This is a genomic window from Candidatus Steffania adelgidicola (genome assembly GCF_020541225.1).
GTDB lineage: Bacteria > Pseudomonadota > Gammaproteobacteria > Enterobacterales > Enterobacteriaceae > Steffania > Steffania adelgidicola.
The window spans coordinates 278,937-304,586 of record NZ_CP045889.1 but is presented as its reverse complement, the minus strand read 5'-3'; the positions used below and the strand labels follow the sequence as shown (position 1 = coordinate 304,586).

Annotated in this window: 15 protein-coding genes and 1 pseudogene; 2 read left to right on the top strand and 14 right to left on the bottom strand. The window is 37.9% G+C overall.

Translation table 11 applies throughout. The features are described 5' to 3' along the window. Window positions 1-1,180: 1,180 nt before the first annotated feature. From acpS to nadK, 7 genes and pseudogenes are all read right to left on the bottom strand, one after another. Window positions 1,181-1,615, bottom strand: coding sequence for a holo-ACP synthase (gene acpS, locus GFK82_RS00800; protein WP_226811039.1), 435 nt, complete (start codon window positions 1,613-1,615; stop codon window positions 1,181-1,183). Further along, window positions 1,615-2,344: pseudogene (gene pdxJ, locus GFK82_RS00795) on the bottom strand (pyridoxine 5'-phosphate synthase). Before pdxJ ends, acpS begins: the two are co-directional and overlap by 1 nt. 1,552 nt (window positions 2,345-3,896) lie before the next feature. After that, window positions 3,897-4,802 (bottom strand): GTPase Era, encoded by a 906-nt coding sequence (gene era, locus GFK82_RS00790; protein WP_226811038.1) that lies wholly within the window; start codon window positions 4,800-4,802, stop codon window positions 3,897-3,899. Continuing rightward, window positions 4,799-5,479: a ribonuclease III gene (rnc, locus tag GFK82_RS00785; protein WP_226811037.1), complete on the bottom strand. Its 681-nt coding sequence runs from the start codon at window positions 5,477-5,479 to the stop codon at window positions 4,799-4,801. Before rnc ends, era begins: the two co-directional genes overlap by 4 nt. A 178-nt stretch (window positions 5,480-5,657) precedes the next feature. Then, window positions 5,658-6,611: a signal peptidase I gene (lepB, locus tag GFK82_RS00780; RefSeq protein ID WP_226811036.1), complete on the bottom strand. Its 954-nt coding sequence runs from the start codon at window positions 6,609-6,611 to the stop codon at window positions 5,658-5,660. Window positions 6,612-6,620: 9 nt separating this feature from the next. Further along, window positions 6,621-8,426: a translation elongation factor 4 gene (lepA, locus tag GFK82_RS00775; protein ID WP_226811035.1), complete on the bottom strand. Its 1,806-nt coding sequence runs from the start codon at window positions 8,424-8,426 to the stop codon at window positions 6,621-6,623. 3,271 nt (window positions 8,427-11,697) lie between these two features. Next, window positions 11,698-12,576 (bottom strand): NAD(+) kinase, encoded by an 879-nt coding sequence (gene nadK / locus GFK82_RS00770; RefSeq protein WP_226811034.1) that lies wholly within the window; start codon window positions 12,574-12,576, stop codon window positions 11,698-11,700. A gap of 127 nt (window positions 12,577-12,703) precedes the next feature. Here nadK and grpE point away from each other — a divergent pair, with 127 nt between their 5' ends. Further along, a complete protein-coding gene (grpE, locus tag GFK82_RS00765; protein ID WP_226811248.1) occupies window positions 12,704-13,309 on the top strand; it encodes a nucleotide exchange factor GrpE in 606 nt (201 codons plus the stop codon). Between the two features lie 326 nt (window positions 13,310-13,635). On the opposite strand, the gene acnB is transcribed toward grpE, so the two are convergent. The 6 genes from acnB to ffh all read right to left on the bottom strand — a co-directional run bounded on the left by acnB (window position 13,636) and on the right by ffh (window position 22,059). Further along, window positions 13,636-16,233 carry a bifunctional aconitate hydratase 2/2-methylisocitrate dehydratase gene (gene acnB, locus GFK82_RS00760; protein WP_226811033.1) on the bottom strand — a complete coding sequence of 866 codons (2,598 nt, stop codon included), beginning with the start codon at window positions 16,231-16,233 and terminating at the stop codon, window positions 13,636-13,638. A gap of 2,334 nt (window positions 16,234-18,567) precedes the next feature. Next, on the bottom strand, window positions 18,568-18,915 hold the full coding sequence (gene rplS / locus GFK82_RS00755; protein WP_226811032.1) for a 50S ribosomal protein L19: 348 nt from the start codon (window positions 18,913-18,915) through the stop codon (window positions 18,568-18,570). Between the two features lie 70 nt (window positions 18,916-18,985). Continuing rightward, window positions 18,986-19,732 carry a tRNA (guanosine(37)-N1)-methyltransferase TrmD gene (trmD, locus tag GFK82_RS00750; RefSeq protein ID WP_226811246.1) on the bottom strand — a complete coding sequence of 249 codons (747 nt, stop codon included), beginning with the start codon at window positions 19,730-19,732 and terminating at the stop codon, window positions 18,986-18,988. 40 nt (window positions 19,733-19,772) lie between these two features. Continuing rightward, the gene (rimM, locus tag GFK82_RS00745) at window positions 19,773-20,327 is read right to left on the bottom strand and encodes a ribosome maturation factor RimM (RefSeq protein ID WP_226811031.1); all 555 of its coding nucleotides are present in this window, start codon (window positions 20,325-20,327) and stop codon (window positions 19,773-19,775) included. 16 nt (window positions 20,328-20,343) lie between these two features. Continuing rightward, window positions 20,344-20,592, bottom strand: a complete 249-nt coding sequence (gene rpsP / locus GFK82_RS00740; RefSeq protein WP_226811030.1) for a 30S ribosomal protein S16 — start codon at window positions 20,590-20,592, stop codon at window positions 20,344-20,346. A 105-nt stretch (window positions 20,593-20,697) separates the two neighbouring features. Continuing rightward, complete coding sequence (ffh, locus tag GFK82_RS00735) at window positions 20,698-22,059, bottom strand: signal recognition particle protein (protein WP_226811029.1); 1,362 nt, start codon at window positions 22,057-22,059, stop codon at window positions 20,698-20,700. A 1,325-nt stretch (window positions 22,060-23,384) separates the two neighbouring features. Between ffh and GFK82_RS00730 the strand changes: the two genes are divergently transcribed. Beyond that, window positions 23,385-24,104: a UDP-2,3-diacylglucosamine diphosphatase gene (locus GFK82_RS00730; RefSeq protein WP_226811028.1), complete on the top strand. Its 720-nt coding sequence runs from the start codon at window positions 23,385-23,387 to the stop codon at window positions 24,102-24,104. A gap of 439 nt (window positions 24,105-24,543) precedes the next feature. Here GFK82_RS00730 and dnaJ read toward each other — a convergent pair whose 3' ends face one another. Next, window positions 24,544-25,608, bottom strand: a complete 1,065-nt coding sequence (gene dnaJ, locus GFK82_RS00725; protein WP_282100994.1) for a molecular chaperone DnaJ — start codon at window positions 25,606-25,608, stop codon at window positions 24,544-24,546. Window positions 25,609-25,650 lie beyond the last annotated feature (42 nt).

The following is a 25,650-nucleotide window of genomic DNA, read 5'->3' as shown; positions in this document are numbered from 1 at the left end:
GTTTAAATACATAGAAAAAATTTTCTTCCGATTTCAAAAAAGATTTCTTAGTGATGAGCTAAATGTTTTTTATTGATGTAAATCATGCACCGTTGAATCAATCTTATGATTAATTGTTGTAAACTTGAAGCATAACAAACTGTACGAACAATGTGTTTTCTCTGGAAATGTGTATGAATTAAATTGATATAGGCTATTAATGTCAGAATGTTTTGATTTCTATTAAAATATTTGCTATTTAGACAATATCTATTAATTGCCTGGATAAAAAAGGAAAAGATACAATAGTGCTAATGGAATGCGATATCACTATCGCTCAACTACAATGGTTATCCAACCGAACTTAATGTCTCTGACATTAGAAAAAAAACAAAAAACCATAAAATCTAAGAGTCCTGAGATAAGATCTCAGGAGGATCTTTTTGCACTAAGCAACACATACATACTCTCCCTTTCTAATCACTATAAAATAGCTAAACTCTCCTTCTAGGTAGTTTAAATATTAAAGGGGGCAGAAGAGCTATAGATTCTCTTCTGATGCACTCAGGAACAAAAAACATCAGCGTACTAAACAATCATTTATATAAAATAAAAACGAATAAGTTAAATAATATTAACTCACATTACTATAAATAGTAATGTTCTTGTACCTGATTGCTGAAGAATTCAATTCTAAATAATTTTCACTATCATTACCTAAAATTAATGATTTTGGCATGATAGAACCTATAGTATCTATTGATATATATCATGGCAATTGCTTCAGTGAAGTAAAAGCATAAACTCTATCCGCGTAAGATATATAACTACAGTTTAGGAATTCGAGACTCTCTTTTACACGAAAGATGCAAAGGTTTAGAAAACAATACGGATAAAAAATCTGATTTAGGATACTTGATAAAAAGCATAATTAACCGACTTTATAAGCATAAAGATATGCTATTGAAACTATTTTTCTCTTTCTAATAAGAGCACTGAAAGAAATACGACGCAAAAATATTGAATAATATATTCCATGAGTTCGTTATGTGGTAACGCATATTATAATTTACTAAAAATACATATAAAATTACGCTCTCAATATTTTAAATAATTCGATTATTTTTTGAAAAGTAATATCTGCATTAAATTCACTTCATATAAATCTATTTTTTAAAATATAATATCACACTATTTATTGCTAAAAGAACTTCGTATTGTTACAGATCGATGATACTGTACAATGATTTATGCACGATCGTTCAAAAATTACTGTAGCGCAGGCATAGTGCCGCTCATCAGCCAATGTGACGTATATACCGGTAATGTTTAACTTGGTAGCTAGCAACGCCGCCTGGGAAAACAAGCGAAGCGAAGGCTTACCTAATAGATCATTGTCAACCTCAAACTGTGCAAAAGTTAGTCCGTTACGAATACCCGTAGCAAGCCCTTTAGACGCCGCCTCTTTTACGGCAAACCGTTTAGCGAGAAATCGAACTGGATGATGGTGTTGTTTATACTGACGCCACTCATGAGGAGTGAGGATCCGACGAGCAAACCGATCACCTCTACTAGAGACGACTGATTCTATGCGTTTAATCTCGACGATATCAGTACCGATGCCGACAATCGGCATCAAGAACGAGCTTTATACAATATGCATTTCATATCTTTTACCGCTTTTCCCAAACCATCAACTATAGCACGACTGATAATGGCATGACCAATGTTCACCTCCTGGATATACAATAACGCAGCTACCGGTTTCACATTGTAACAATCAAAACCATGACCAACATTGACCTTAAGTCCTAACGTCTCGGCATATTAAGCACCATCACTAATACTGGATAACTGAGCTAAACGAGATACCTCATCTTCTTCGCCAGCATAAGCACCTGTATGCCTTTCCACATAAGGCACCCCTATATCCGCCGCCGCTGAAATTTGATGCTCATTTGCATCAATAAATAACGAAACCTGAATACCGCTATTACTCAACCGGGTTACCGCTTGACGTATCTTGTCATGCTGACTCACAACATCCAACCCACCTTCAGTAGTAATTTCCTGGCGTTATTCAGGCACCAGACAGCAAAAATTCAGTAATAAGTTCCAAGCCATATTGATCATCTTTTCTGTGACAGCTATTTCTAAATTCATTCGAGTTTGAATCGTCTTGCGCAGCAAATAGATATTGCGATCGGTAATATGTCTGCGATCTTCGCGTACGTGCCTAGTAATACTATTCTCCCCCTTGCTCGGCAATAAAAGCTGCCTGAACAGGATCTGGCCAGGTTGTTCCACGTGCATTGCGTAGCGTTGCTATATGATCAATATTTACACCTAAAAGCAATTCAAACATTGTCCTCCCCCTAACTTTTTATAGGTAAAATCTATAAAGAGTAAACTCTTGCGGAGGTAAAGACTTCTGAAATTTATTGATGATCCTCTTCATATTTAGATTTATCACATCGCATAATGCGAGCATTAATCTAAATCTCTTAATTAATTCCTAATCGCAAAAATGGGTGAGAGAAACTTGAAGCTCTTGATTGCGTTCCGCCTACATAAAGCTTTTTCACTATATGAATGCACCCTCATAACAAGTAACACATTCATATTAATATGTTAATATACCATTATAACTTTCAACGCACACTCGCTAAAACGATTTTAAAGCAAAAGAATAGTATTTTTTACCAGCACCTAACTACCACTACAGTAAAGAAAATATTCAATATACCCCACTCCTTACTCAGAGAGAGTAATTTAAAGTGCTCCAGCTTTTATTTAACGGAGGCACCCATCACCTAGATTGTCTTTCCTTAACTTGGTCATAGAACAAGCTGTCATAAGAGATACACGATCAAGTCAAAGATAGCTCAGTACTTTTATGTAACAGTTAGTATTTAAAATAAAAAACATATATCTCTCAATAAATATTTTTATTTTTCTTTTCTGATTATTTCTAATATCTAGCAAATATATAGATAAGTAAGTACTTAACTAGATATTAATCCTAGATTAATATCTGGTTAATCATGATAACTTCACTAAAAATTTAGGTTTTTCATCATTATTTCAGGGTTTTCAAGAATGTTTTTAATTGATCTCTTTCTCTAAGAGACATAATTGATTTCTAATAATCTCGAATCTCATCTTTAGCCCAATAATTCCACTAGCTATAGCACTAATTATCTTATTTATAATTAGTTATTTATCTATAAATCATTATATAAAAAACCACTTATCCAGTCTCCTGACTCTTGATGCTATTCTGGTTAACTTCATCTATAGCTATGATATTGCATGTGAAATATACTCTATACGTCATATAAATAACTCTATTATCAGTGACTCACTTTTCTATATTCTTAATCGTTTCTAGACGAAAATCATCACCCGTTAGAAAACCTAATGTTTTTATAAAAAGAGTCCTTCTCCCCTCGCTATTTGATAGGAGTTATATCTGAATCCTTGAATCTGATTTAATCTTGATTGAATCATAGATTACTACACTATAGAGTACTAAGAGTGTAGCTCTTATATAATAAGAATCAAAAATAGTAGAATAATAGGCTAAAAATCGGCGAGATTAGTCATGTACATAGCATTTTTTAGACTATGAAAACCTGTAGGTCAAAGAAAAAAATAAATATACCCCCCTGATATTCAGAGACGAATCAAAGTAGATTATTAGTAAAAAAAATACTTTAAAAATAAAAGGAATACTCGAGAAAGAATGGACGTACAGAATATTCTCTAACAGAACTTATCCTTGTAGATACAATATTAAAAGCTTAAGTCATATCCATATACTTTGTTAGATGATGAAAAAATCAATTCATGTGTACTACTTATCTAGACTATTAAATTACATCCCCCATCGGAGATGACAGGCATATATCGATTTTTTAAAAATCATCAAGATACCCAAAACTTCGAAGAACAGATTCATCGTCGACCCAGCCTGTTTTCACTTTTACCCATAATTCAAGATGTACCCGCGTCTTAAATATTTCCTCCATATCTTGTCGGGCATTGATACCAATTATTTTAATTTTACTACCTTTATTACCGATAACTATTTTTTTTTGGCTAAAACGCTCCACAAAAATAAACCCTTGAATCTGATAGCCACCGCGCTCGTTAACATGTAAACGCTCAATTTTTACCGTGACAGCATAAGGAAGCTCATCGCCTAGAAAACGTATTAACTTTTCACGGATAATTTCAGATCCTATAAATCGATGCGAGCGATCAGTAATTTGCTCTTTAGGAAAACGATACTTTGCTTTTGGCAAAGCCTTACGCACGATGCTAACTAAGCCATTAACATTCATCCCATTCTTAGCACAGATTGGTATAATCTGATGAAAATTCATCTGCTGATTAAGAAATTTTATATGAGGCAATAATTTCTCCTTTTCAGTAATTTTGTCCACTTTATTTATTGCCATTACGACAAGGCAGTTAAGATTCAGAAGTTTGTTAACTACCATTGCATCATCTCGTGTCCAGTGAGTGCCTTCTACCACGAAAATCACCATATCTACTTCGCAAAGAGAACTACGGGCGGTACGATTCATCAAACGGTTAATCGCCCACTTCTGTTTAATATGCAGACCTGGCGTATCCACATAAATAGCCTGATAAGGATCCTCGGTGCAAATTCCCATAATACGATGACGAGTAGTTTGTGGTTTATGTGAGGTAATAGAGATCTTCTGGCCTAATAATTGATTTAACAGTGTTGATTTACCAACATTGGGCCGACCTATAATCGCTACAAACCCACAATAAGTCGTTTTTTCAATCATTCCAACTCCAGCAGTTTAAGTGCTTGTTCTGCTGCAGCCTGCTCGGCTTTCCGACGGCTTAAACCATTGCCCACTATAGGCAACGGTAGTCCACTAACCTGACAATGTATAGTAAATGCCTGATCATGCGCCTCGCCGCAAACTTGCACGACTAAGTAGATAGGGAGTGGAAAATGACGACCCTGTAGATGTTCTTGTAGCCGAGTCTTGGGATCTTTTTGTTTATCCCCCGGCCTAATTTCATTTAGGCGTATACGGTACCACTCAAGGATTAATTTTTCGACAAATTGAATATCTCTATCTAAAAAAATACCACCGATTAAGGCTTCTAAGGTATCTGCTAAAATTGATTCACGAAAAAAACCACCGCTTTTTAACTCTCCCGGTCCTAAATACAAACATTCGCCAAGCTCAAACTCCCTTGCCATTTGCGCCAGGGTATTTCCGCGAACAAGTGCAGCTCGCATACGGCTCATATCACCCTCATCAATGTGAGGGAACCGCTTATAAAGTACAGTAGCAATGACATAACTTAGTATAGAATCACCTAAAAACTCCAACCGCTCATTATGTTTTCTATTAGCGCTACGATGCGTTAACGCCTGTAATAAAAGCTCTTGTCGTTGAAAGGTGTAGCCCAGTTTCTTCTGGAGCCTATTTAATAAAATAGAATTCATGCGATACCAATAATTCAAGCATGCGTTAAAAAAACCAGTAAAGAAAGCAGGCTTCGGTTTAACACGCCTTATCTAAAACTGTTTTATTTATAGTATCCCCCCGTAAAGAGAGGCAGTCTTTATTACTTAAGAAGTATTCTACATCGATACGCGAAATAATGCTGAGCTAAAAAAAGAATTAATGAATACTTCCAATACGCTTGAATCGCACACCAGTCGGCCATTTACCTTCCTGCTGATCAAAGCTTATCCAGATCGCTATAGCTTTTCCTACCAGGTTCCTTTCCGGAACGAAACCCCAATAACGGCTATCGGCGCTATTATCTCGATTATCACCCATCATAAAATATTCTCCTGGCGGCACCTCCCATTCTGATAGAAAGCTACCCAACTGCTGGTAATAAATTTTGAATGGATCCTGCTGTCCTGGTATAATCAAAATATTATGCACCACACCATCTAAAGACTCTTTACGCTCAGCTAATCGAATACCGCTCTTAACTACTCTGTCAAACGGCACCTGCTGAAAGCTACTACCAGTCGCATTAAAAGTCTGTATAAAATCGCTCAAGCTGTATTCGCCATAAGTAACTGGTAACACCGTATTGCAATCCTGACCACTCACGCAGCTAGGCTGTACTGTAATTTGTTTGTTGACAAGATCATAACTAACTCGGTCACCCGGTAAACCCACAACCCTTTTAATATAGTTCAACCTAGGATCTGGTGGATATTTAAAAACCACTACATCGCCGCGTTTAGGATGGCCCGTTTCAATCAGTGTTGTCTGTGTGATCGGATCTTTTATACCATAAGCAAACTTTTCCACCAGGATAAAATCCTTTACTAAAAGTGTCGGCATCATAGACCCTGATGGAATTTGAAATGGCTCCACAATAAATGAACGGATAAGAAATACTAATAACACTACTGGAAAAATTGACGAGAACATTTGTAACCATTTTATTTTATTACTATTTTTTACATGGGTATTATCACCAGTCAGTTTTCTTATTACAGCAGGGTGTTTCTGGAGGCAGGAAGCGGCTAGAAGTTTGAAACGTTCCAAGAACCAAAGGATTCCTGTGATGAGTGTCACAACTTCCAAAATCGAAGCGAACATATTAGCCATTTTATCTCCTTAAACTAATTTGCTATCTTTATGCATATGCAGAATTGCCAAGAACGCTTCCTGTGGTAACTCAACATTACCCACTAGCTTCATTCGCTTTTTGCCTTCTTTTTGCTTTTGAAGAAGTTTTTTCTTACGGCTGATATCCCCACCATAGCACTTTGCTAAAACATTTTTTCGTAGCTGCTTCACAGTGGACCTGGCCACAATATGATTCTCGATAGCTGCTTGAATAGCGATATCAAATTGCTGTCGCGGGATCAACTCTTGAAGTTTATCAACTAACTCCCGTCCCCGAGACAATGCATTATCTCGATAAGTAATTAACGTTAGTGCATCTATCTCTACGCCATTAATGAACAAATCAACCCGTACCATATCCGAGTTTTTAAAACACTTAAAACCATAATCTAAAGATGCATAACCACGTGAGATTGATTTTAGCCGATCAAAGAAATCCAGCACCATTTCCGCCATAGGAATGTCATAAGTTAACGCCACCTGATTACCATGATAAATCATATTCACCTGTATGCCTCGCTTTTCGATACATAAACTAATCACATTGCCTACATAAGTTTTCGGTAGCAATATATGGCATTCAGCAATAGGCTCGCGTAGCGCGTTGATACTATACAATGGTGGCAACTTAGACGGACTATCCACATATAATGTTTTATTATCAACCGTTAACACTTCGTAAATTACTGTAGGAGCAGTGGTGATGAGATTAAGACCGTATTCACGTTCCAACCGCTCCTGGATAATTTCCATATGCAGTAGACCGAGAAAACCGCAGCGAAAACCAAAACCTAACGCGGTTGAACTTTCAGGCTCATAAAACAGGGAGGCATCGTTTAAGCTAAGCTTGCTAAGGGCGCTGCGAAATGTCTCATAGTCGTCCACGCTTACTGAGAACAGCCCAGCATAGACCTGCGGTCTTGTTTTTTTAAAACCTGGTAGTGCTTTATTCACAGGCTGACGTGCAAGTGTCAGGGTATCCCCTACAGGGGCGCCATGAATCTCTTTGATAGCGCAGACAACTGAGCCGACCTCACCGCAATTCAGTACTACGCGGTCAATATGTTGCGGAGTAAAGACTCCGAGCCTTTCAGCATTGTAGACTTGACCTGTGCTCATGACTTTAATTTTGTCACCTTTTCGAAGGGTACCGTTTTTTATACGAACTAGCGATACCACACCTAAATAATTATTAAACCAGGAATCAATAATCAGCGCTTGTAATGGAGCAGAAGGATCACCCTCTGGGGGAGGTATATCCCGTACAATCCGCTCCAGTACATCTGATACGCCTATTCCAGTTTTTGCTGAACAGCGCACCATGTCGATTGAGTCAATGCCAATAATATCTTCAATTTCTTGCGCGACACGATCTGGCTGAGCAGTGGAAAGGTCAATTTTGTTAAGCACAGGTACCACTTTCACATTCATTTCCATCGCAGTATGGCAAGTAGCTAGTGTTTGGGCCTCTACACCTTGTCCTGCATCAACTACAAGTAACGCACCTTCACAAGCTGCTAATGAACGGGAGACTTCGTAGGAAAAATCTACGTGACCAGGCGTATCGATAAAATTCAACTGATAAATCAGACCATCTGGCGCCTGATAGGCTATCGTTACGCTTTGTGCTTTAATCGTGATACCTCGCTCACGCTCTAGATCCATAGAATCCAAAACCTGAGCCGCCATTTTACGCTCACTTAAACCACCACAGAACTGTATCAGGCGATCGGATAACGTCGATTTACCATGATCAATATGGGCTATAATAGAAAAATTTCGTATATTCTTCATTTTAATAATTCTTTCTCTTAAAAACGTTCCATATCGTTCTGATGATTACCTTACTAGGGAGTTTGCCACATTAGAGCTAATAACATGATGAGTGTGAACTACACTATCTGATCGAAACCAGGAAGCATGCTGGAAAAGGATTGCTAAGATTGGGGCTTTTAATTTAGAGAAGCTACAATTGGGAGACACATATTACTCTAGCGTTGTAAAAAACAAAACAACGCCAAAATATCTCATTTTCTTTTGTAAGCATACAAAGAAAATATAGAAAATTTTCGGACTGCTTTCTAAAAATTTTATAGATGTGACGTATCATCTCTTTCATTAAAAAACGCACTTGGGTTATTAATAAACGCCAATAATACTGTATAAAAAACTCCTACGTAAATCAAAGTAGCCTTGGTAATTTTAACTAGCCTAAAAACCCTAAATGATTTTCTATCTTTAATACCCCGCTGTATTCTTTAGAATACAGCCGTAGCTATTTAGCTAGGGATAAGGGTTCAGTAACATTATCCACTATTACTGATAAATAACTACATGGGGCGATAGCGCGGCAGGTCTGCGTGATAAACAGTGGAACTGCTATACAATTAGATTTAGATATAACATAGCATATCTCATTGGACTAACTATTTTTCAAAATCGGATCGAACTCTCTGCCCTGAGCTGCAACATAACTGGAATGAAATCATCTGCTCATCTAGAAAAACATAAAGAATCATTACAATTATATGCCGAGTAGTTATCTATCCGCTTTTATCATGAATATTTTTTGCTGTTTAACTGCTTAATCTAATAGTAGGGCATCTCGCAGCATGAAGGCAGTGATCTCTTTAATAATCTTTTAAAATTCTATTAACATGTTAAATCTTGCTTCTGCTAGAACTTGTTACTTGCTATCGATTACGTCACCTGAGGGAAGACTAAAGTAACTCATCCACACCTAGTTGCTATCTTGAAAGTGAAAGGTTTAACGAACTTACTAATCCCGCAAGCAACTGTTTTATATAAGTATGCTGTACGGACAAGTAAAGCAATAAAGATGAACACAAGACAAACACTTCAAAGCACTTAAACCAGATATAAAATTTTATCTACTATCCAGGGAATAAACTCATTATAATAAATGTAAACTGTACCAAAATGAAAACTTTGCTAGATTTGTAATCCTAGCAGAAATTCCATCACAACCTGTGTATGATTTATACTTATTCTCCGTGAATATTGGAAATTATTCCAGTGGCGCAATTCATGTAAAACAGAGGTATTTACTAACTTCACTATATATAACATGATAAATATAATAAGACTGTCCTAAATTTTCTATAATTTACAATCCCTAAACACATCGTTGCATACTTTAGTATCTCCGGATTCCTTGCCATTAAAATATAACGTTTTATGTTGTATATTCCTAGACACCTTGTTGTATTAAGATTGTTAACTCTAGACAATTCATTTATTCTATAATTCATTCCTTTCCGAGTACGAAAAATATGCGAATATACTCTTCCTAGCCGGAACACGACAATAGATGTACTATCATTTTATAAATGAGCACCATCTAGTTCTTCAAACATAATAGCCATACGAAAATCTTCAGGCAACACTTCGATAGTATCGAATATTATCTTCTGTAACGCTGCAAATAATGTTAAATTTTCATGGTTGAAGATTTTCTTTAGTACTTCAATAATTTCGTATTTTTTATAGTGATAATGTCAACGTCACTAGACGCCACCTCCTGGATTACTAAGTGTTGTTTTTACTATTAACTAAAATACGATACACCATATATAAAATGCACTATCTCCTGGAGATCTAACTAAAGCTCGATGCAATTTAATAAACATTTTTAAATTATATCAGGCACTTATCCACATAAAATATAATAAGAAATAAGGTTTGGCACTTTATGATGATAACCTCAGACAAATAAATTAAACGCTTTCTTGCCACCTTTTTACCCTATCAATAAGCACATGATCCATTACGCAGTCACTATCCGAGGTATTTTATCAAGTTTTTTCTTACTCTAAAATAGAAAAAATACGCATGGCTTCTATCAAACCGATTAAAAGACAAAATACATATAATTGATATTTATAATGATTATGAAGTTATAGTATTCATTATGTTTTTCTTAAAATTGAAGCTATTGTCGTAGACATCCTCTAAACTACTAAGCTGATTTCAAAATCAGACGACTATATAATACGCTGTTGCTTCCGATTCCCGCTAGATCCAAACCATGCCTACTTCGCCCAATACACATCAGATAAAAGTCGTTCAACTTAAAGTCGCTCTATATGTCAGCAAAAAATACATAAAGAGACCTACTAAAATAAAGATTACCATGGAGATCAAATCCTCTTGACACTCAAGCCACCATGCAAAATACAGATAATATGTTTTGAGAATTTATTGATTGAAAGGAAAGAGTGATATCAATAAATCAATAGTAATTCGCGTCATACTTGATTGTAGAGGGCATGTATCGATACAGTCTGATCTGAAAATCTCTGATAGAAAGCAGCCCCACTTTTAATAGCTCCTCTTCTTTGTCTATAACATTGCTTAAATATATAGTGACAGAATTTCATCTGAATGCTTTATATAAAAGTTGATTTGTATTTATTGTTCACAATAAATGATGAGATAAGATTTAATAATTTATCAAATATCATTTACAAACAAATCATTCCGACTTCATATTATGAACATGGAATATGAATTCCATGTTCTTCTTACCTATTTATCAGACATGATCTTTTCTTTCGATATAAGTAACGAAGCATTTTATTTGATATGTACGCTTCACGAAGGTAACCATTTAACTCAATTCATCAATAATAAGAATAAAATTTATATGCTTTAATTATCAATATTCTTCTTGATAAACAGAAAACTGCATCTTCTATAAGCAGACCATCAGTTATGGCTGTGGATTTGAATTATCAAAACTTATCATAATAGTATATGAATTAATCTATTAGATTAAAAGATAAGTCTATATCTAGAGTGTTTTGTTAACACCCAATATCTCTTTATGATGTTCCTATATAGATATATTAATGCTCAAAATAAATACATAGTCATGTTCAATATTATTTTTGATAGATCTATGCATCTCCTCTTATATACGAGGAGATATGACTTTGTTATTAACCAATCTCAACCAGGATAAAATCTTTTTTATAAAAACAGACATTTTATAAAAGATTTTTCAAAAAACACATATTTGTCTGGACATAATACACCCTAAATCTTAAAACAATTTTTTTGACCAACCAAGTTTACTGCTTAATATATTAAAGTAATTATAATCATCTGGATGAACTAAATCGATATAATCGCTGCTGCGACGGATAAAAATCTCCTCGCCTTCTTGGATTGATAAGGCGATCTGACTGTCAAAGGTAATCTCTAAATTTATCGGCGGCTGGGAAAACTTTAACCGTATAGTACTGCCGCCATTAATAACTAGAGGTCGTGAGGAGAGAGTATGTGGGAACATTGGCACCAGTACAATGGCATCTAATACTGGGGTAAGTATTGGTCCGCCAGCAGAAAGAGAATAAGCTGTAGAACCAGTCGGTGTTGCGATGATAAGACCATCAGAACGCTGGGAAAATGCAAAATCATCATCAATGTATACCTCAAACTCGATCATGTGCGCCACTTTTCCTGAATGCAACACTACCTCGTTAATAGCACTCCTTATCTTACCCCCTACAGCACCTCGAAAAACTACAGCTTCCAGTAAAAAACGCTTTTCACTTCGAAACTTTCCCGACAGTACAGCGGATAATTTCGCGAGAGCTGAATCAGGATCTAAGTCCGTTAGAAAGCCAAGATTTCCACGGTTGATGCCAATAATCTTAATGTTATGTCGTGCTAAAACGCGCGCTGCGCCTAACATGTTTCCATCACCGCCTATCACGATTGCTAAATCTGCTTGCTCGCCAATATCAAGCAAACTACCAGTTATGACCTCGTTTATAGCCAGTTTCCTGGCGATCTGATGCTCCATGATAACTAAATATCCTTTCTCCTTTAGCCAGTGGTAAAGCGTCTGATGACTAGCTAGCGCATTACAGTGATGCGGGTAGCCGACAATGCCGATCGTGTGAAAGGTGATACTCATGTCCTTGCTAATCCCCGACCTATTTTACAAACTTTATTATGCATGCGTTATCCCTTGAATCCCTATTATTCACCCCCATAATATCCAAACTAACGAGCATAATGCGGAATCGCGGAGAAAACTCATGATGAGTAGTACAGAGCAAAACACCCCTGAGGAGAAAACCCCAGAAGCAGCTGAATTTCAGCAAGTTCAACAAGTTCAACAAGTTCAGCCGGCAGATACGGCGCCCGAAATAGTGTCTGTTATGGATCCGCGAGATGACCGTATTAACGAACTAGAGGCTGCATTAATTCAGGCACAACAGCGAGAACGTGATAACGTATTACGGGCCAAAGCGGAAACAGAAAACGTGCGACGCCGCAGCGAACAAGATATTGAAAAAGCGCATAAATTTGCGCTAGAGCGTTTTGCAGCTGAACTATTACCGGTCATTGATAATCTCGAGCGTGCATTGGAAATGTCAGATAGAAGTAACACTGCATTATCCTCCACTATTGAAGGAATCGAGCTAACACTGAAGTCACTACTCGACGCTGGACGTAAATTCGGTCTCGAGGTGGTAGACAGCACACATGTAGCTTTTAACCCCGATATACATCAAGCAATGACCTTACTAGAATCCGATGAACATGAACCTAATCAGGTCATGATGCTTATGCAAAAAGGTTATACACTGAATGGTCGTCTTGTCCGGCCTGCGATGGTTGCCGTATCAAAAGCAAAAAGCTGACATTGCCTCTCCCCTCACCTGATTGCGGCGAGGGGATTTTATGGGGAATATTTCTTTTTCTAAAAATAGAATATGAACGTTATATTGATTCAACATAGATAAGAAGGTAGAGGGGCATACTGCTCTTCTATCGTATATTTACTCGTGATTGCGTTTTGTATCAAGTTGAAAAGAAAATCCGAAAATTACTTACCTTGAGTCATCAGAATTAAGTTTATAGAAAAAATATCGGACATCAATCATCTATTTGGTTTTCCAGAGATGGTTGAACATTCGTCATGTGACTTTGACCATATTATATATCAAAGTTTATCGCCAGAGACTATTTAGCTTCTGGTTTGAAAAATAACCTTATTCGCTTTATCAGCATATTCGTTAAGCTGATTAAAATTCAGATAACGATAGGTATCTATCGCTGTCCGTTCTACTACTCCCATTATCTGCTTATACTCTTCTATCGTCGGGAGGCGGCCCAATAGTGCGGCAATCACCGCCAGCTCCGCAGAGGCTAAGTAAACATCAGCACCGTTACCTAGACGATTTGGGAAGTTACGAGTAGAGGTGGACACTACTGTCACACCATCCATGACCCTTGCTTGGTTGCCCATACACAGCGAACAACCCGGGATTTCCATCCGTACACCGTTCTTGTTAAAAATGCTATAGTAGCCCTCTTTTTTTAGCTGAGCTGCGTCCATTTTAGTTGGCGGTGAGATCCATAGACGAGTTGGTAACTCGCCATTATAATTAGCTAATAGCTTACCTGCAGCTCGAAAGTGACCAATGTTAGTCATGCAAGATCCAATGAACACTTCATCAATTCTCCTGCCGGAGACTTCTGATAGAAGACGAGCATCATCCGGATCATTAGGTGCGCATAAAATCGGCTCATTAATTTCAGCTAAATCAATTTCGATAATTGCCGCATATTCAGCATCTGAATCTACCGATAAAAGAGATGGATTACTCACCCAATTATCCATTTCTTTAATACGCCGTTCAAGAGTCCGCCGATCACCATAATCTTCCCCAATCATCCATTGCAACAACACAATATTTGAGTTCAGATATTCGATAATCGGTTCCTGATCAAGCCTAATAGTGCAGCCAGCAGCAGAACGTTCAGCCGAAGCGTCTGCCAGTTCAAAAGCTTGTTCTACTTTTAATTCCGATAAACCTTCAATCTCTAGGATGCGGCCTGAGAAAACATTTCTCTTTCCTTTTTTCTCCAGCGTTAATAGACCTTGTTTGATGCTGTAATACGGAATCGCATGCACCAGATCCCGAAGAGTGATACCAGGTTGCATGGTTCCTTTAAAACGAACGAGCACCGATTCTGGCATATCTAGCGGCATAATCCCAGTGGCAGCCGCAAAAGCCACCAGTCCAGATCCTGCTGGAAAAGAGATGCCGATCGGGAAACGAGTATGAGAATCACCTCCGGTCCCGACCGTATCAGGTAACAGCATACGATTTAACCAGGAGTGAATAATACCGTCCCCCGGACGCAGGGAGATACCCCCCCGATTCATCATGAAGTTCGGTAGAGTATGGTGGGTCTCCACATCTACCAGATTAGGATAAGCAGCGGTATGGCAGAAGGACTGCATGACTAGATCAGCGGAAAAGCCTAAGCATGCCAAATCCTTTAATTCATCGCGAGTCATAGGACCGGTAGTATCCTGGGATCCAACCGAGGTTATTTTAGGCTCGCAGTATTGACCTGGACGCACCCCCTTCAGACCACAGGCTCGACCAACTATTTTTTGCGCCAACGTATATCCCTTCTTACTATCCTTAACATATCGAGGATAACGGAAAATACTGGTAGGCAGTAACCCGAGAGATACGCGCGCACGCGCGCTTAAACCACGGCCGATGATAAGAGGAATACGACCACCGGCACGTATCTCATCCAGTAAGACATCCGTTTTTAACGAAAAAATAGCCAGTATCACGCCGGTTTCATGATGACAAATTTTACCCTCAAATGGATAAATATCAATCAAGTCGCCCATATTCAAATGGGATACATCTACTTCGATTGGCAAAGCACCGGCATCTTCTAGAGTATTAAAGAATATGGGTGCAATTTTCCCTCCCAGAACTACACCACCGCTACGTTTATTTGGAACATAGGGGATATCGGTGCCCATAAACCAAAGTAATGAATTAGTAGCAGATTTTCGTGAGGAACCGGTACCTACCACATCACCAACATAGGCTAACGGGAAGCCTTTGTCCTTCAAGGTTTTGAGTTGCCGGATTGGCCCGATTTTACCAGGCTGATCCGGGATGATATCTTCACGAATATTTTTTAGCATCGCAAGCGCATGTAGCGGTATATCCGGCCGTGACCAGGCATCAGTTGCTGGGGATAAATCGTCAGTATTAGTTTCGCCAGTTACCTTAAAAACAGTAACGGTTATTTTTTTTGCTAGGTCTGGACGAGACAAAAACCATTCCGCTTCAGCCCAAGACATCATCACATCTTGAGCATGCAAATTACCAGATTTCGCTTTCTCTTCTACATCGTAAAAGGCATCAAATATCAGCAACATTGTTTTTAATACACGAGCCGCAATAGGCGCTAATTGATCATGGTCGAGCGCATCTACTAACGGGGATATATTATAACCCCCTTGCATGGTACCCAGCAACTGAATAGCATGTTCTGACGTTACTAGTGGTGAACTCACCTCACCCTGAACAATAGCTTTTAAAAAACACGCTTTGATGTAAGCGGCTTCATCTACACCTGGCGGGACGCGATTAGTCAGCAAGTCCAGTAAATATACCTCTTCACCAGGTACCCCAATTTTTAGTAACTCAACTAGTTCAGCCATTTGTCTAGCATTGAGAGGCTTAGGGCTAATACCTTGTATAGCGCGTTCAGTAACCTGCTTACGATACTCTTCTAGCACAACATTATCCTCAATTTTATTATTATATGTAGTACCTAATTTTATTTATTATTATCAAATACATTTAATTATAATATATGTTATATGTATTGACATGAAGATTTAGTTTACGACCAATCACTTTAATTATTGTTAAATAACGCAATTTGTACAGAACTGGATTCCGACTCGGATTTATTTAAATCGCCAAATCATTATATTAATATATAACTTTATTATACGTATTGATGGTGTTGAGAAAATACAGTATTACAACAAAGACGCTGATATTAATAACTGCATACAGTTCCTTTCATCCTATCTCATCCATGCCTTTCATATCATATCACCGACTGGCCCAATAGACTGTGTCGCTCTGGAAAAGAGAGCACGTTTTTTGAGTGGATTAGTAATTATTCTCTGTGCTAGTATTTTATAGACTGCCATGACGCTTACTATCAAAAATGAATTAAGACGATACTTAACCGTAATGGCGAATATCTTAACGTCTTATTTGTCACACTACGTGTAGTAGAAGAGAATTGATGAATTTTCTAAATATGTTTTTCGCGGCTGTTTAATCGCCTACTATATTGTTATTGATAGATACGCGGTGATTCTGAAAGAACGTTCTATGTTAAATCTTATACTCCAGCAGGAGTATTTATCTTATTCTGCACTGATGGTTTTGAAAATTACAAAATCTTTTATAAATCCTTAGTTATTATCTATAATAATTTGATTGATTCCAATAATCAATCTTGAATCAAGTTCATGAAAGAACCGTCAGGTACTAGTCTTGGTGTTAATATTAGTGTTACTAATATAAATTTAAAAACCATCGAGTCGCATAGTGTATACCTACTAAAAGTGGTTTTTTTTCTAAAATCAAAGATAGCATTGTCCGGAGACATTCAACATCCAAGCTTAAGTGATAAACATTTATCACTTTGCATTTTTTATAATTTCTTGATGGGGTTATAACATCAAGAACTTTCCTCTAATCAAGATTAGGTAAAAATCAGGCATGCATACATAACCACCAGACAATCGTTAAAAAAAAGAAAATATTCTATTATACATGGTGTTACCATGTCATCAAGATACTAACGATATCGTCTAAAAAGATATCTATTATCCGCCAAGCTATCACATGTTTAGCATTGATATATGATTTGCTAAGACATCCCATATCGCCTAATATATCGATATTAATTACACAGTGTTATTCTAGTAAAGAGTGTCGTTTCACAATGGATCTTGCTTTCTTCACTATCCACTAATACTCAGCATAGCTGAGTAACCTACATAGCTAACCAATAGAATAATCATTAATGTAACTTTAGTCTGATTGCCTATCAAGAATAGCAAAAGCTGATGTGCTGCCTTAAACTCAGTTATTTTACTATTCACAGTAACCATACCTGTCAAGTAATAAAACATCATTCATGAAACATGAACTAAAAACTAGTTGCGCATAAATATATAAAGCGGGCAATCATGCAACAATACCACCTGTATAATGTTCTTGAAATATGGTACACATCAATAATGCAAGCGAGTATCGTTATCTGCTAAATTGGCAAGCCTAATTTCAGCTAAAGCAGTTACTTATATATTCACCAAGTTTTTATCGAAAAAAAACACAAGCTAAAAATAAAAATATTGATCTGCGAAGAAAGATAGTCCTCTTCTGAAAATTGTAATGTACCTTTATTATTTCTAAATAATAAGGTCTCCTATTGAGGCAGCGATGATGCTTTTACTATACATTTATCCCTAATGCCTTCCATCTCTTATAATAATCATAGCGTTATGCAATTAAATCTAGCGTGATACTTCCAAGAGAGGAAAGAAAAAGTTTTATTAAGCGATGTTCACAACGAACAAACCAGGTTATCCGGATATAGACAGAAAGGCTTTTCTTCAAAATGTTAAATACTATAGATTATATTTTTACCTTTTCACAGAAATAGATTACGCAACTGTCGGCTTCCTTCGCTTAAGAGAACGATTCACAGTGAGTGCTATCTCATTAAAAATAAATAGATGGTGGAAAAAAACCATGAATTTCTCTTTTAGAATTGTGAAAATGGGCTGCTCTAGGAAAAGAGGAATACGTAAATTCACATGTTTCTAGTCATGAAAAACATGCTACGCAACAGGATTTTATGATTACCTATTATCAATATATTACTTTTAGCTGACCTGGTTGGATATTTTACAATAAAAATAATTAGTGGAAATTATCATTTCCAGCAATCAAACTGCGCTTTATCAGCACATTGCAAATAACAAACCATTGCAGTTTATCTATTAGTCACTCAACAGAGTTTAGATATTCTGAAATATGATTTACTTAAGGCGTTCTTTAATGCGTGCGGCTTTACCAGTACGTTTACGCAAGTAATATAGTTTAGCCTGACGAACGGCACCACAACGTTTTAAAATAATACGGTCGATGACTGGAGAGTGCGTCTGAAATACACGCTCAACACCTTCCCCGTTAGAGAACTTCCGAATAGTAAATGAAGAATTCAAACCACGCTTACGAATCCCAATAACCACACCCTCAAATCCCTGTAAGCGTTGTTTAGCACCTTCAACTACCCATACCTTAACCTCTAATGAGTCTCCCGGACGGAAAGATGGTAAGTTCTGTTTCATCTGTTCTTGTTCAAGTTTTATAATAATGTTGCTCATTATTTATCTCTTATTATAAGCAAAGTAATAGTGCGGTTTAATCAACTCAAAACCAATCCTTTTGATGATCTTATTCCGTCCCGCGATATTCAAGCTGAAATTCCATCAGGAATATTGCTTGCTCTTCTGTTAACGCTAGATTTTCTAGAAGTTCTGGTCTTCTAAGCCAAGTATGCCCTAAAGATTGCTTTAGACGCCAACGACGAATTGCAGCATGATTTCCTGACAGTAGCACTGATGGAACCGCCATGTCAGCGAAAACCTGAGGACGAGTATAATGCGGACACTCCAACAGCCCCTTGGAAAAGGAGTCTTCAACCGAAGAGCACTCATGTCCCAAAACACCGGGAATCAATCGGGAAATTGAATCAATCAATACCATTGCTGCCAATTCACCACCACTCAGAATGTAATCACCTATTGACCATTCTTCATCAATCTCCTTGATGATTAGACGTTGATCAATACCCTCATAACGCCCACATATAAGAATCATCTTTAGGTTACCAGCTAATTCTCTCACTCCTACCTGATTAAGTTTACGACCTTGAGGAGAGAGATAGATTACTTTCACCCCTGCACCAGCCTTTTGTTTTGCTTTATGAATCGCATCCCGTAAAGGTTGGAACATCATCAACATACCGGGACCACCGCCATACGGACGATCATCCACAGTACGATGTCTATCGTAGGTAAATGCACGTGGACTTAAACACTGTAAATTTAACAGGCCATTTTTCACTGCCCGACCAGTTACTCCGTAATCATTAATAGCTCGGAACATTTCGGGAAAGAGGGTAATAATATTAATCCACATCACACTATTTTTTTGATATCACTCCCTGCAAATTAAAGGATTAAAAATTCGGATCCCAATCCACCTCAATGATCTTTGTCATGAGGTCAACCTTCTTAACCACGTGCTCATTAAGGAAAGGAATTAAATGCTCTTGCGCGTTACATGTATATTTGCAATTAGTTTTCACGATTAAAACATCATTAGCACCGGTTGCCATTAAATCCATGACCTCGCCCAATGGATAACCGTTAACAGTAATAACTTGGCATCCCAAAAGGTTCTTCCAGTAATACTCACCACTGTCGAGATTCGGCAATTGTATCGAATCTATAATAATTTCAAAATTAGTCAGCGGCATCGCTGCTTCCCGGTGTTGAATGCCAGTCACCTTAATGATTAGATCTTGATTCTGACGCTTCCAGCATTCCAACTCAATCGGATACCATTTACTACCTCTTTTAATAAACCAAGGCTGATAATCCAAAATCTGTTCAGATTTTTCAGTAAAAGAGAAAACTCTAAGCCAACCGTATATACCATACACTGAACCTATCTTTCCCACTACCAATGGCTCAACCGGTACTAGAATGGGATTTTTTTTACTTACTTTCACTAGCAGTGTGCCGCAGCTATTCGACTTTTTTTGCTTTTTTAATCAATGTGGCAACACGTTCTGAAACTGTTGCGCCTTGACTAACCCAATGTTCAATTCGTTCTAGATTCAAACGAAGAACTTCAGCCTGACCGCTTGCAATTGGGTTAAAAAAACCAATGCGTTCAATAAAGCGCCCGTCACGAGCATTCCGGCTATCAGTTACAACGATTTTGTAGAACGGGCGTTTTTTGACGCCTCCACGTGCTAAACGAATGGTTACCATAATATCCTCTTGCGTTGAAAGATAACAAGGCCCTGTTAAGAGATGAGTCTGCTGTCGTATAAAAAGCGAAAAACCTTACCGGTATCAGATTAAATACATTGACAGTTAACAACCGGGAAACCCAGGAGGCATCATACCTTTAATATTACGCATCATTTTCAGCATGCCGCCATTTTTCACTTTTTTCATTAAACGCTGCATATCATCGAACTGTTTCAGTAAACGGTTGACCTCTTGAATCTTCATGCCAGAGCCGATAGCGATACGATGTTTACGCGAGTTTTTAATTATATTCGGGTTGCTGCGCTCTTTGATTGTCATGGAATTTATAATTACCTCCATACGCTCTAGAATTGTATCGTCCATCCGTAATCTAACATTATCTGGTAATTGACTAAGCCCAGGTAGCTTACTCATCATACTTGCTATACCGCCTATACTACGCAGTTGCTTCAGCTGATCCAGAAAATCGGTAAGATCAAAACGGTCGCCTTTCTTCAACTTACTAGTTAGTTTTTCTGATTTTACGTGATCGAGCTTACTGTCAAGATCCTCGATAAGGGATAATACATCACCCATACCCAGTATTCGTCCAACTAATCGATCGGGATAAAATGGCTCTAATGCATCTGTTTTCTCACCGACCCCTATGAATTTAATGGGTTTTCCAGTAATGTGTCGAATGGAGAATGCTGCACCACCACGAGCATCACTGTCTACTTTTGTCAAGATGACCCCGGTCAGAGGCAGTGCTTGATTAAAGATCTTTGCAGAATTAGCAGCGTCCTGCCCAGTCATCGCGTCCACCACAAAGAGAATCTCAACCGGTTTGAGAACCGTATAAATATCGATAATTTCTGCCATCATCGCTTCATCTACATGCAGGCGACCAGCAGTATCTACTATTAATACATCATAAAGTTTAAGCTTTGCGTGAATTAGCGCCTGATTGACAATATCTATCGGTTTCTGCCCAGAATTAGATGGGAAGAAATCAACACCTACGTTCTCAACTAAAATTTTTAGTTGCACAATAGCCGCAGGGCGATAAATATCGGCAGATACTACTAGTATTTTTTTCTTCTTTTTTTCATGAAGATATTTGGCGAGTTTAGCAACACTTGTCGTTTTACCCGCCCCCTGCAATCCCGCCATCAACACTACTGCTGGTGGATTTACTGCTAAATGTAGTATACTATTTTCGTTACCCATGGCGTTCACCAATTCGGCACGCACGATCTTGATAAACTCCTGCCCTGGCGTCAAGCTTTTATTGATCTCCTGCCCTAACGCTTTCTCTTTAACGTGACTTACAAAGTCTCGTACCACCTGTAGTGCGACATCTGCCTCTAACAGAGCTACTCTTACTTCATGAAGTGCATCTTTGATATTGTCTTCAGACAGACGGCCTCTTCCTCTGATATTCCGCAACGTGCGCAATAGTTGATGAGATAAATTATCAAACATTGTTTTGCTCAATTTAATATTTGGTTGTTTTACGACATCATGCCTAATAGTATAGCACGAAGTAAACGAGAATCACTGCCACCCTTAGAACCACGATTACAGGATACAGCCTGAAAAATAAGTTGCCTCTTTTATTTCCGTCCAATGATTACTCAGTTCTATCCGGTAGAATCTGCATTTAGTTTTGTGATCTACGCAACTGTAACCGTAAGAATCCTGTTCTTATACAGCACAGGCCGTCGCCTTAATAGGCGACGGCCTGTGCTGATTTTTCTAGCAAAAACTTTTCTTCTTCTTTGTAATTTTCTGGTACTATCATGTAAGATGTATACTTTCTCCTACTTTATTCATATATTTAGATAAATAGCGTAGAAGAGAGGGTGCAAAAGGATAAATTTACTTACTTAGCTAGATGCAAATCTTTGTCAATAATATTAAAAGCGATACTTATTTTAGCAATTTCACTAAATGTTTCCCATGTCTTATCTATGGAGTCTGATAGATAATGGCAATAAAAGCTATCAACTGCTTTTGTTAGTCAAAAGCACACCGCTAAAAACAAATAAAAAATCCTCTTAGTCTGTCTGAAAGAGACAGACTAAGAATAGTCTCTCACCTGAAAGGTTTATGCCAGAAAATATCAGACATTATCAAAAAAATAAACGAGCGAAAAATGATGTTTAGAACACGATTATTTATAATCTACAGAATAAATTTATAAGTTACACTCTCCTAATAACAGTGTTTATTCTATAAGAGAATCTCTAGCTCCAATAAGATTACATAAAAAATCTTTTCAGGTTACAAACAATTAACACACCGTTAAAGATTAATTATTAATAACAAGCATTCTAACTTACGAAATATAAAAATTCCAATGGTTTCATATTATCACATTAATATCAATTATAGCAATACGCTTATCCAACCTTGTTAAAAAGGTGCTATCAATCATTTTTTTGTTTTTTTACCGGGTGATAGAGGCTTTAGTAATCCACAGCCTGAATATTTTTCCAGCATAAAAACAGTCACTCTTTCAAAACATAATTAAGAATAACCTGCAGAATAATTACAATACTCTATCCCCGCCCCTATCAATGGGGCGGGCTGCTATCCTTCTATATATCTTTTCAAGAAGATTGATGATATACCTCTAAATGTTGTGTCAAAGCACCTCCATATCTTTAATGGTATTATGTTTTTCCTAACTTCTATCAAAGATCAGGATATAGTCGATATAATCAACCATGGAAACATATGCAATAGCAGATCAAAATAAGACTTAGTCATTAGTTTTATTCCGATAGGAGAACAACCCTGCATTTATGTCAAGTTTATTTGTTGCAGATATTCATTTATGCGCACAAGAACCAGAAATTACCGCCACTTTTCTACGTTTTCTACGTACACAAGCCCTTTCTGCTCAATCACTGTATATTCTTGGCGATTTATTTGAAGTGTGGATAGGAGATGATGATCCCAACCCGCTACACAATAAGATCGCTATCGCACTTCAGTCACTAAATCATCGCGGCATCTCCTGCTATTTTGTTCACGGAAATCGGGATTTTTTGCTAGGCAAACGCTATGCGGCTGCTTGCGGCATGACGTTACTTCCTACGCAGCAAGTGATGAACCTTAACGGATTCCGAATCCTAATATTACATGGAGACACATTGTGCACTGATGATATCGAATATCAAGATTTTCGCTATTGGGTACATCAACGTTGGCTACAACAACTATTTTTATCTTTGCCGTTACAGCTTCGGCTAGGCATTGCTGATAGGATGCGTGCTAAGAGCCTCCGCGCTAATGCTGGGAAATCAGCTGATATTATGGATGTTAACACCTATTTGGTCATGGAAATGATGGAGCATAGTGGCGCAACAATAATGATTCATGGACATACGCACCGCCCAGAAATTCACAAACTATCCGGAGAGCGTCAGCGAGCCGTACTTGGTGCCTGGCACCGTCGAGGGTCAGCTATTCAAGTCTCTATCAGAGGTATAACACCTCATGAGTTCCCTGTGAGCGACTAAGATCGCTATATTCCTCCAACCAATATTTCTTTTACTTTTATGTAGTTATATACACCCTGATCCCTATAGCCCAATTCTATCACAGGCAAAAACTACATCATCATACACATTAAAACATATATTAAAAATATATGACTTTACCTACTATAATACAGTGTACATGTTAAATAACTATAGCAAAATGGATATGTAAATCATATACAAGATTTCAAGTCGCTTAATTACACCCTTTATTTTCAGATCAAACCGTAAGCTTAAAGGAGATTCTATATTAAACTCTTGAGAGCAGTGGTTACATGGATGCTATCCATGTAACCATAGAGTCTATTGGCCTACAAACATAGCCTATACATTTCTTGAAGGTCGAAAGAGACGTACTGTGCTCTAGCTATATTCAGGAGATAAAAAGTAGCTATTTTATATTGTCAATCACACCTTTCTATAGCATACTTTTCTGATTGGAATTTAGTTCTACGAAGCTTTCCTTTAGCTCAGATAGAAGCTGCTTCTGACGATTATTGAGTTTTACAGGCGTTTCCACTACGACCCGGCATAGTAAATCACCTGGAGTTCTTCCGCGCAGTGATTTCACACCCTTTCCTCGCATACGAAATAATCTACCAGTTTGAGTTTCTGCTGGCACTTTCAGTTTTACTCGACCGTCGAGCGTAGGCACCTCAATTTCACCGCCTAGCGCAGCTACAGTAAAATTAATCGGCACGTCACAATAAAGATTGCTCTCTTCGCGTTCAAATATAGGGTGTTTTCGCACCTGCACCTGTACATAAAGATCTCCCGTTTCCGTACCCCGCTCGCCCGCTTCTCCTTCCCCAGATAAGCGAATACGATCTCCAGTATCTACACCTGGTGGAATCTTTACCGAAAGAGTTTTAGATTTCTTTATTCGACCATGACCTTGACATTTTATGCAAGGATCTTTAATAATTTTACCTTGTCCCTGACAGGTAGGACACATCTGCTGTACAGTAAAGAAACCCTGACGCATTTGCACTTGTCCCTGACCCTGACAAGTCGAGCACGTCACTGACGTTGTGCCCGGCCTAGTCCCGTTACCAGAACAGAGATAGCACTTTTCCAGTGTGGGAATGCGGATTTCACGGGTTACGCCGTTTACCGCCTCTTCAAGTGACAAGTCAATATTATAGCGTAAATCCGCACCCCGATTTACATTCTGGCGCCGACCACCTCCAAAGATATCACCAAAGACATCGCCAAATATACCGCTAAAATCTGCAGTTCCTCCGCCCATGCTATCTTGTTCAAAAGCTGCATGCCCGTATTGGTCATAAGCGGCACGTTTTTTGGGATCAGTTAGAACTTCATAAGCTTCTTTAATCTCTTTGAATTTTGATTCAGCTCCGGTATTCCCTGGATTGCGATCTGGATGGAATTTCATCGCTAAACGCTTATACGCCTTTTTAATTTCACGATCTTCCGCATTCCGGGAAATGCCCAAAATCTCATAGTAGTCTGATTTTGCCATCTTCCTCTCTTCCTGCCTTTAAGATGCTTGCACGGGCGAAGA

Bases quoted from the DNA above. Each gene is read 5' to 3' on its own strand.
- acpS (WP_226811039.1), bottom strand. From the start codon at position 1,615: ATGCCGATTGTCGGCATCGGTACTGATATCGTCGAGATTAAACGCATA.
- era (WP_226811038.1), bottom strand. From the start codon at position 4,802: ATGATTGAAAAAACGACTTATTGTGGGTTTGTAGCGATTATAGGTCGG.
- rnc (WP_226811037.1), bottom strand. From the start codon at position 5,479: ATGAATTCTATTTTATTAAATAGGCTCCAGAAGAAACTGGGCTACACC.
- lepB (WP_226811036.1), bottom strand. From the start codon at position 6,611: ATGGCTAATATGTTCGCTTCGATTTTGGAAGTTGTGACACTCATCACA.
- lepA (WP_226811035.1), bottom strand. From the start codon at position 8,426: ATGAAGAATATACGAAATTTTTCTATTATAGCCCATATTGATCATGGT.
- nadK (WP_226811034.1), bottom strand. From the start codon at position 12,576: ATGAGTATCACCTTTCACACGATCGGCATTGTCGGCTACCCGCATCAC.
- grpE (WP_226811248.1), top strand. From the start codon at position 12,704: ATGAGTAGTACAGAGCAAAACACCCCTGAGGAGAAAACCCCAGAAGCA.
- rplS (WP_226811032.1), bottom strand. From the start codon at position 18,915: ATGAGCAACATTATTATAAAACTTGAACAAGAACAGATGAAACAGAAC.
- trmD (WP_226811246.1), bottom strand. From the start codon at position 19,732: ATGTGGATTAATATTATTACCCTCTTTCCCGAAATGTTCCGAGCTATT.
- rpsP (WP_226811030.1), bottom strand. From the start codon at position 20,592: ATGGTAACCATTCGTTTAGCACGTGGAGGCGTCAAAAAACGCCCGTTC.
- ffh (WP_226811029.1), bottom strand. From the start codon at position 22,059: ATGTTTGATAATTTATCTCATCAACTATTGCGCACGTTGCGGAATATC.
- GFK82_RS00730 (WP_226811028.1), top strand. From the start codon at position 23,385: ATGTCAAGTTTATTTGTTGCAGATATTCATTTATGCGCACAAGAACCA.
- dnaJ (WP_282100994.1), bottom strand. From the start codon at position 25,608: ATGGCAAAATCAGACTACTATGAGATTTTGGGCATTTCCCGGAATGCG.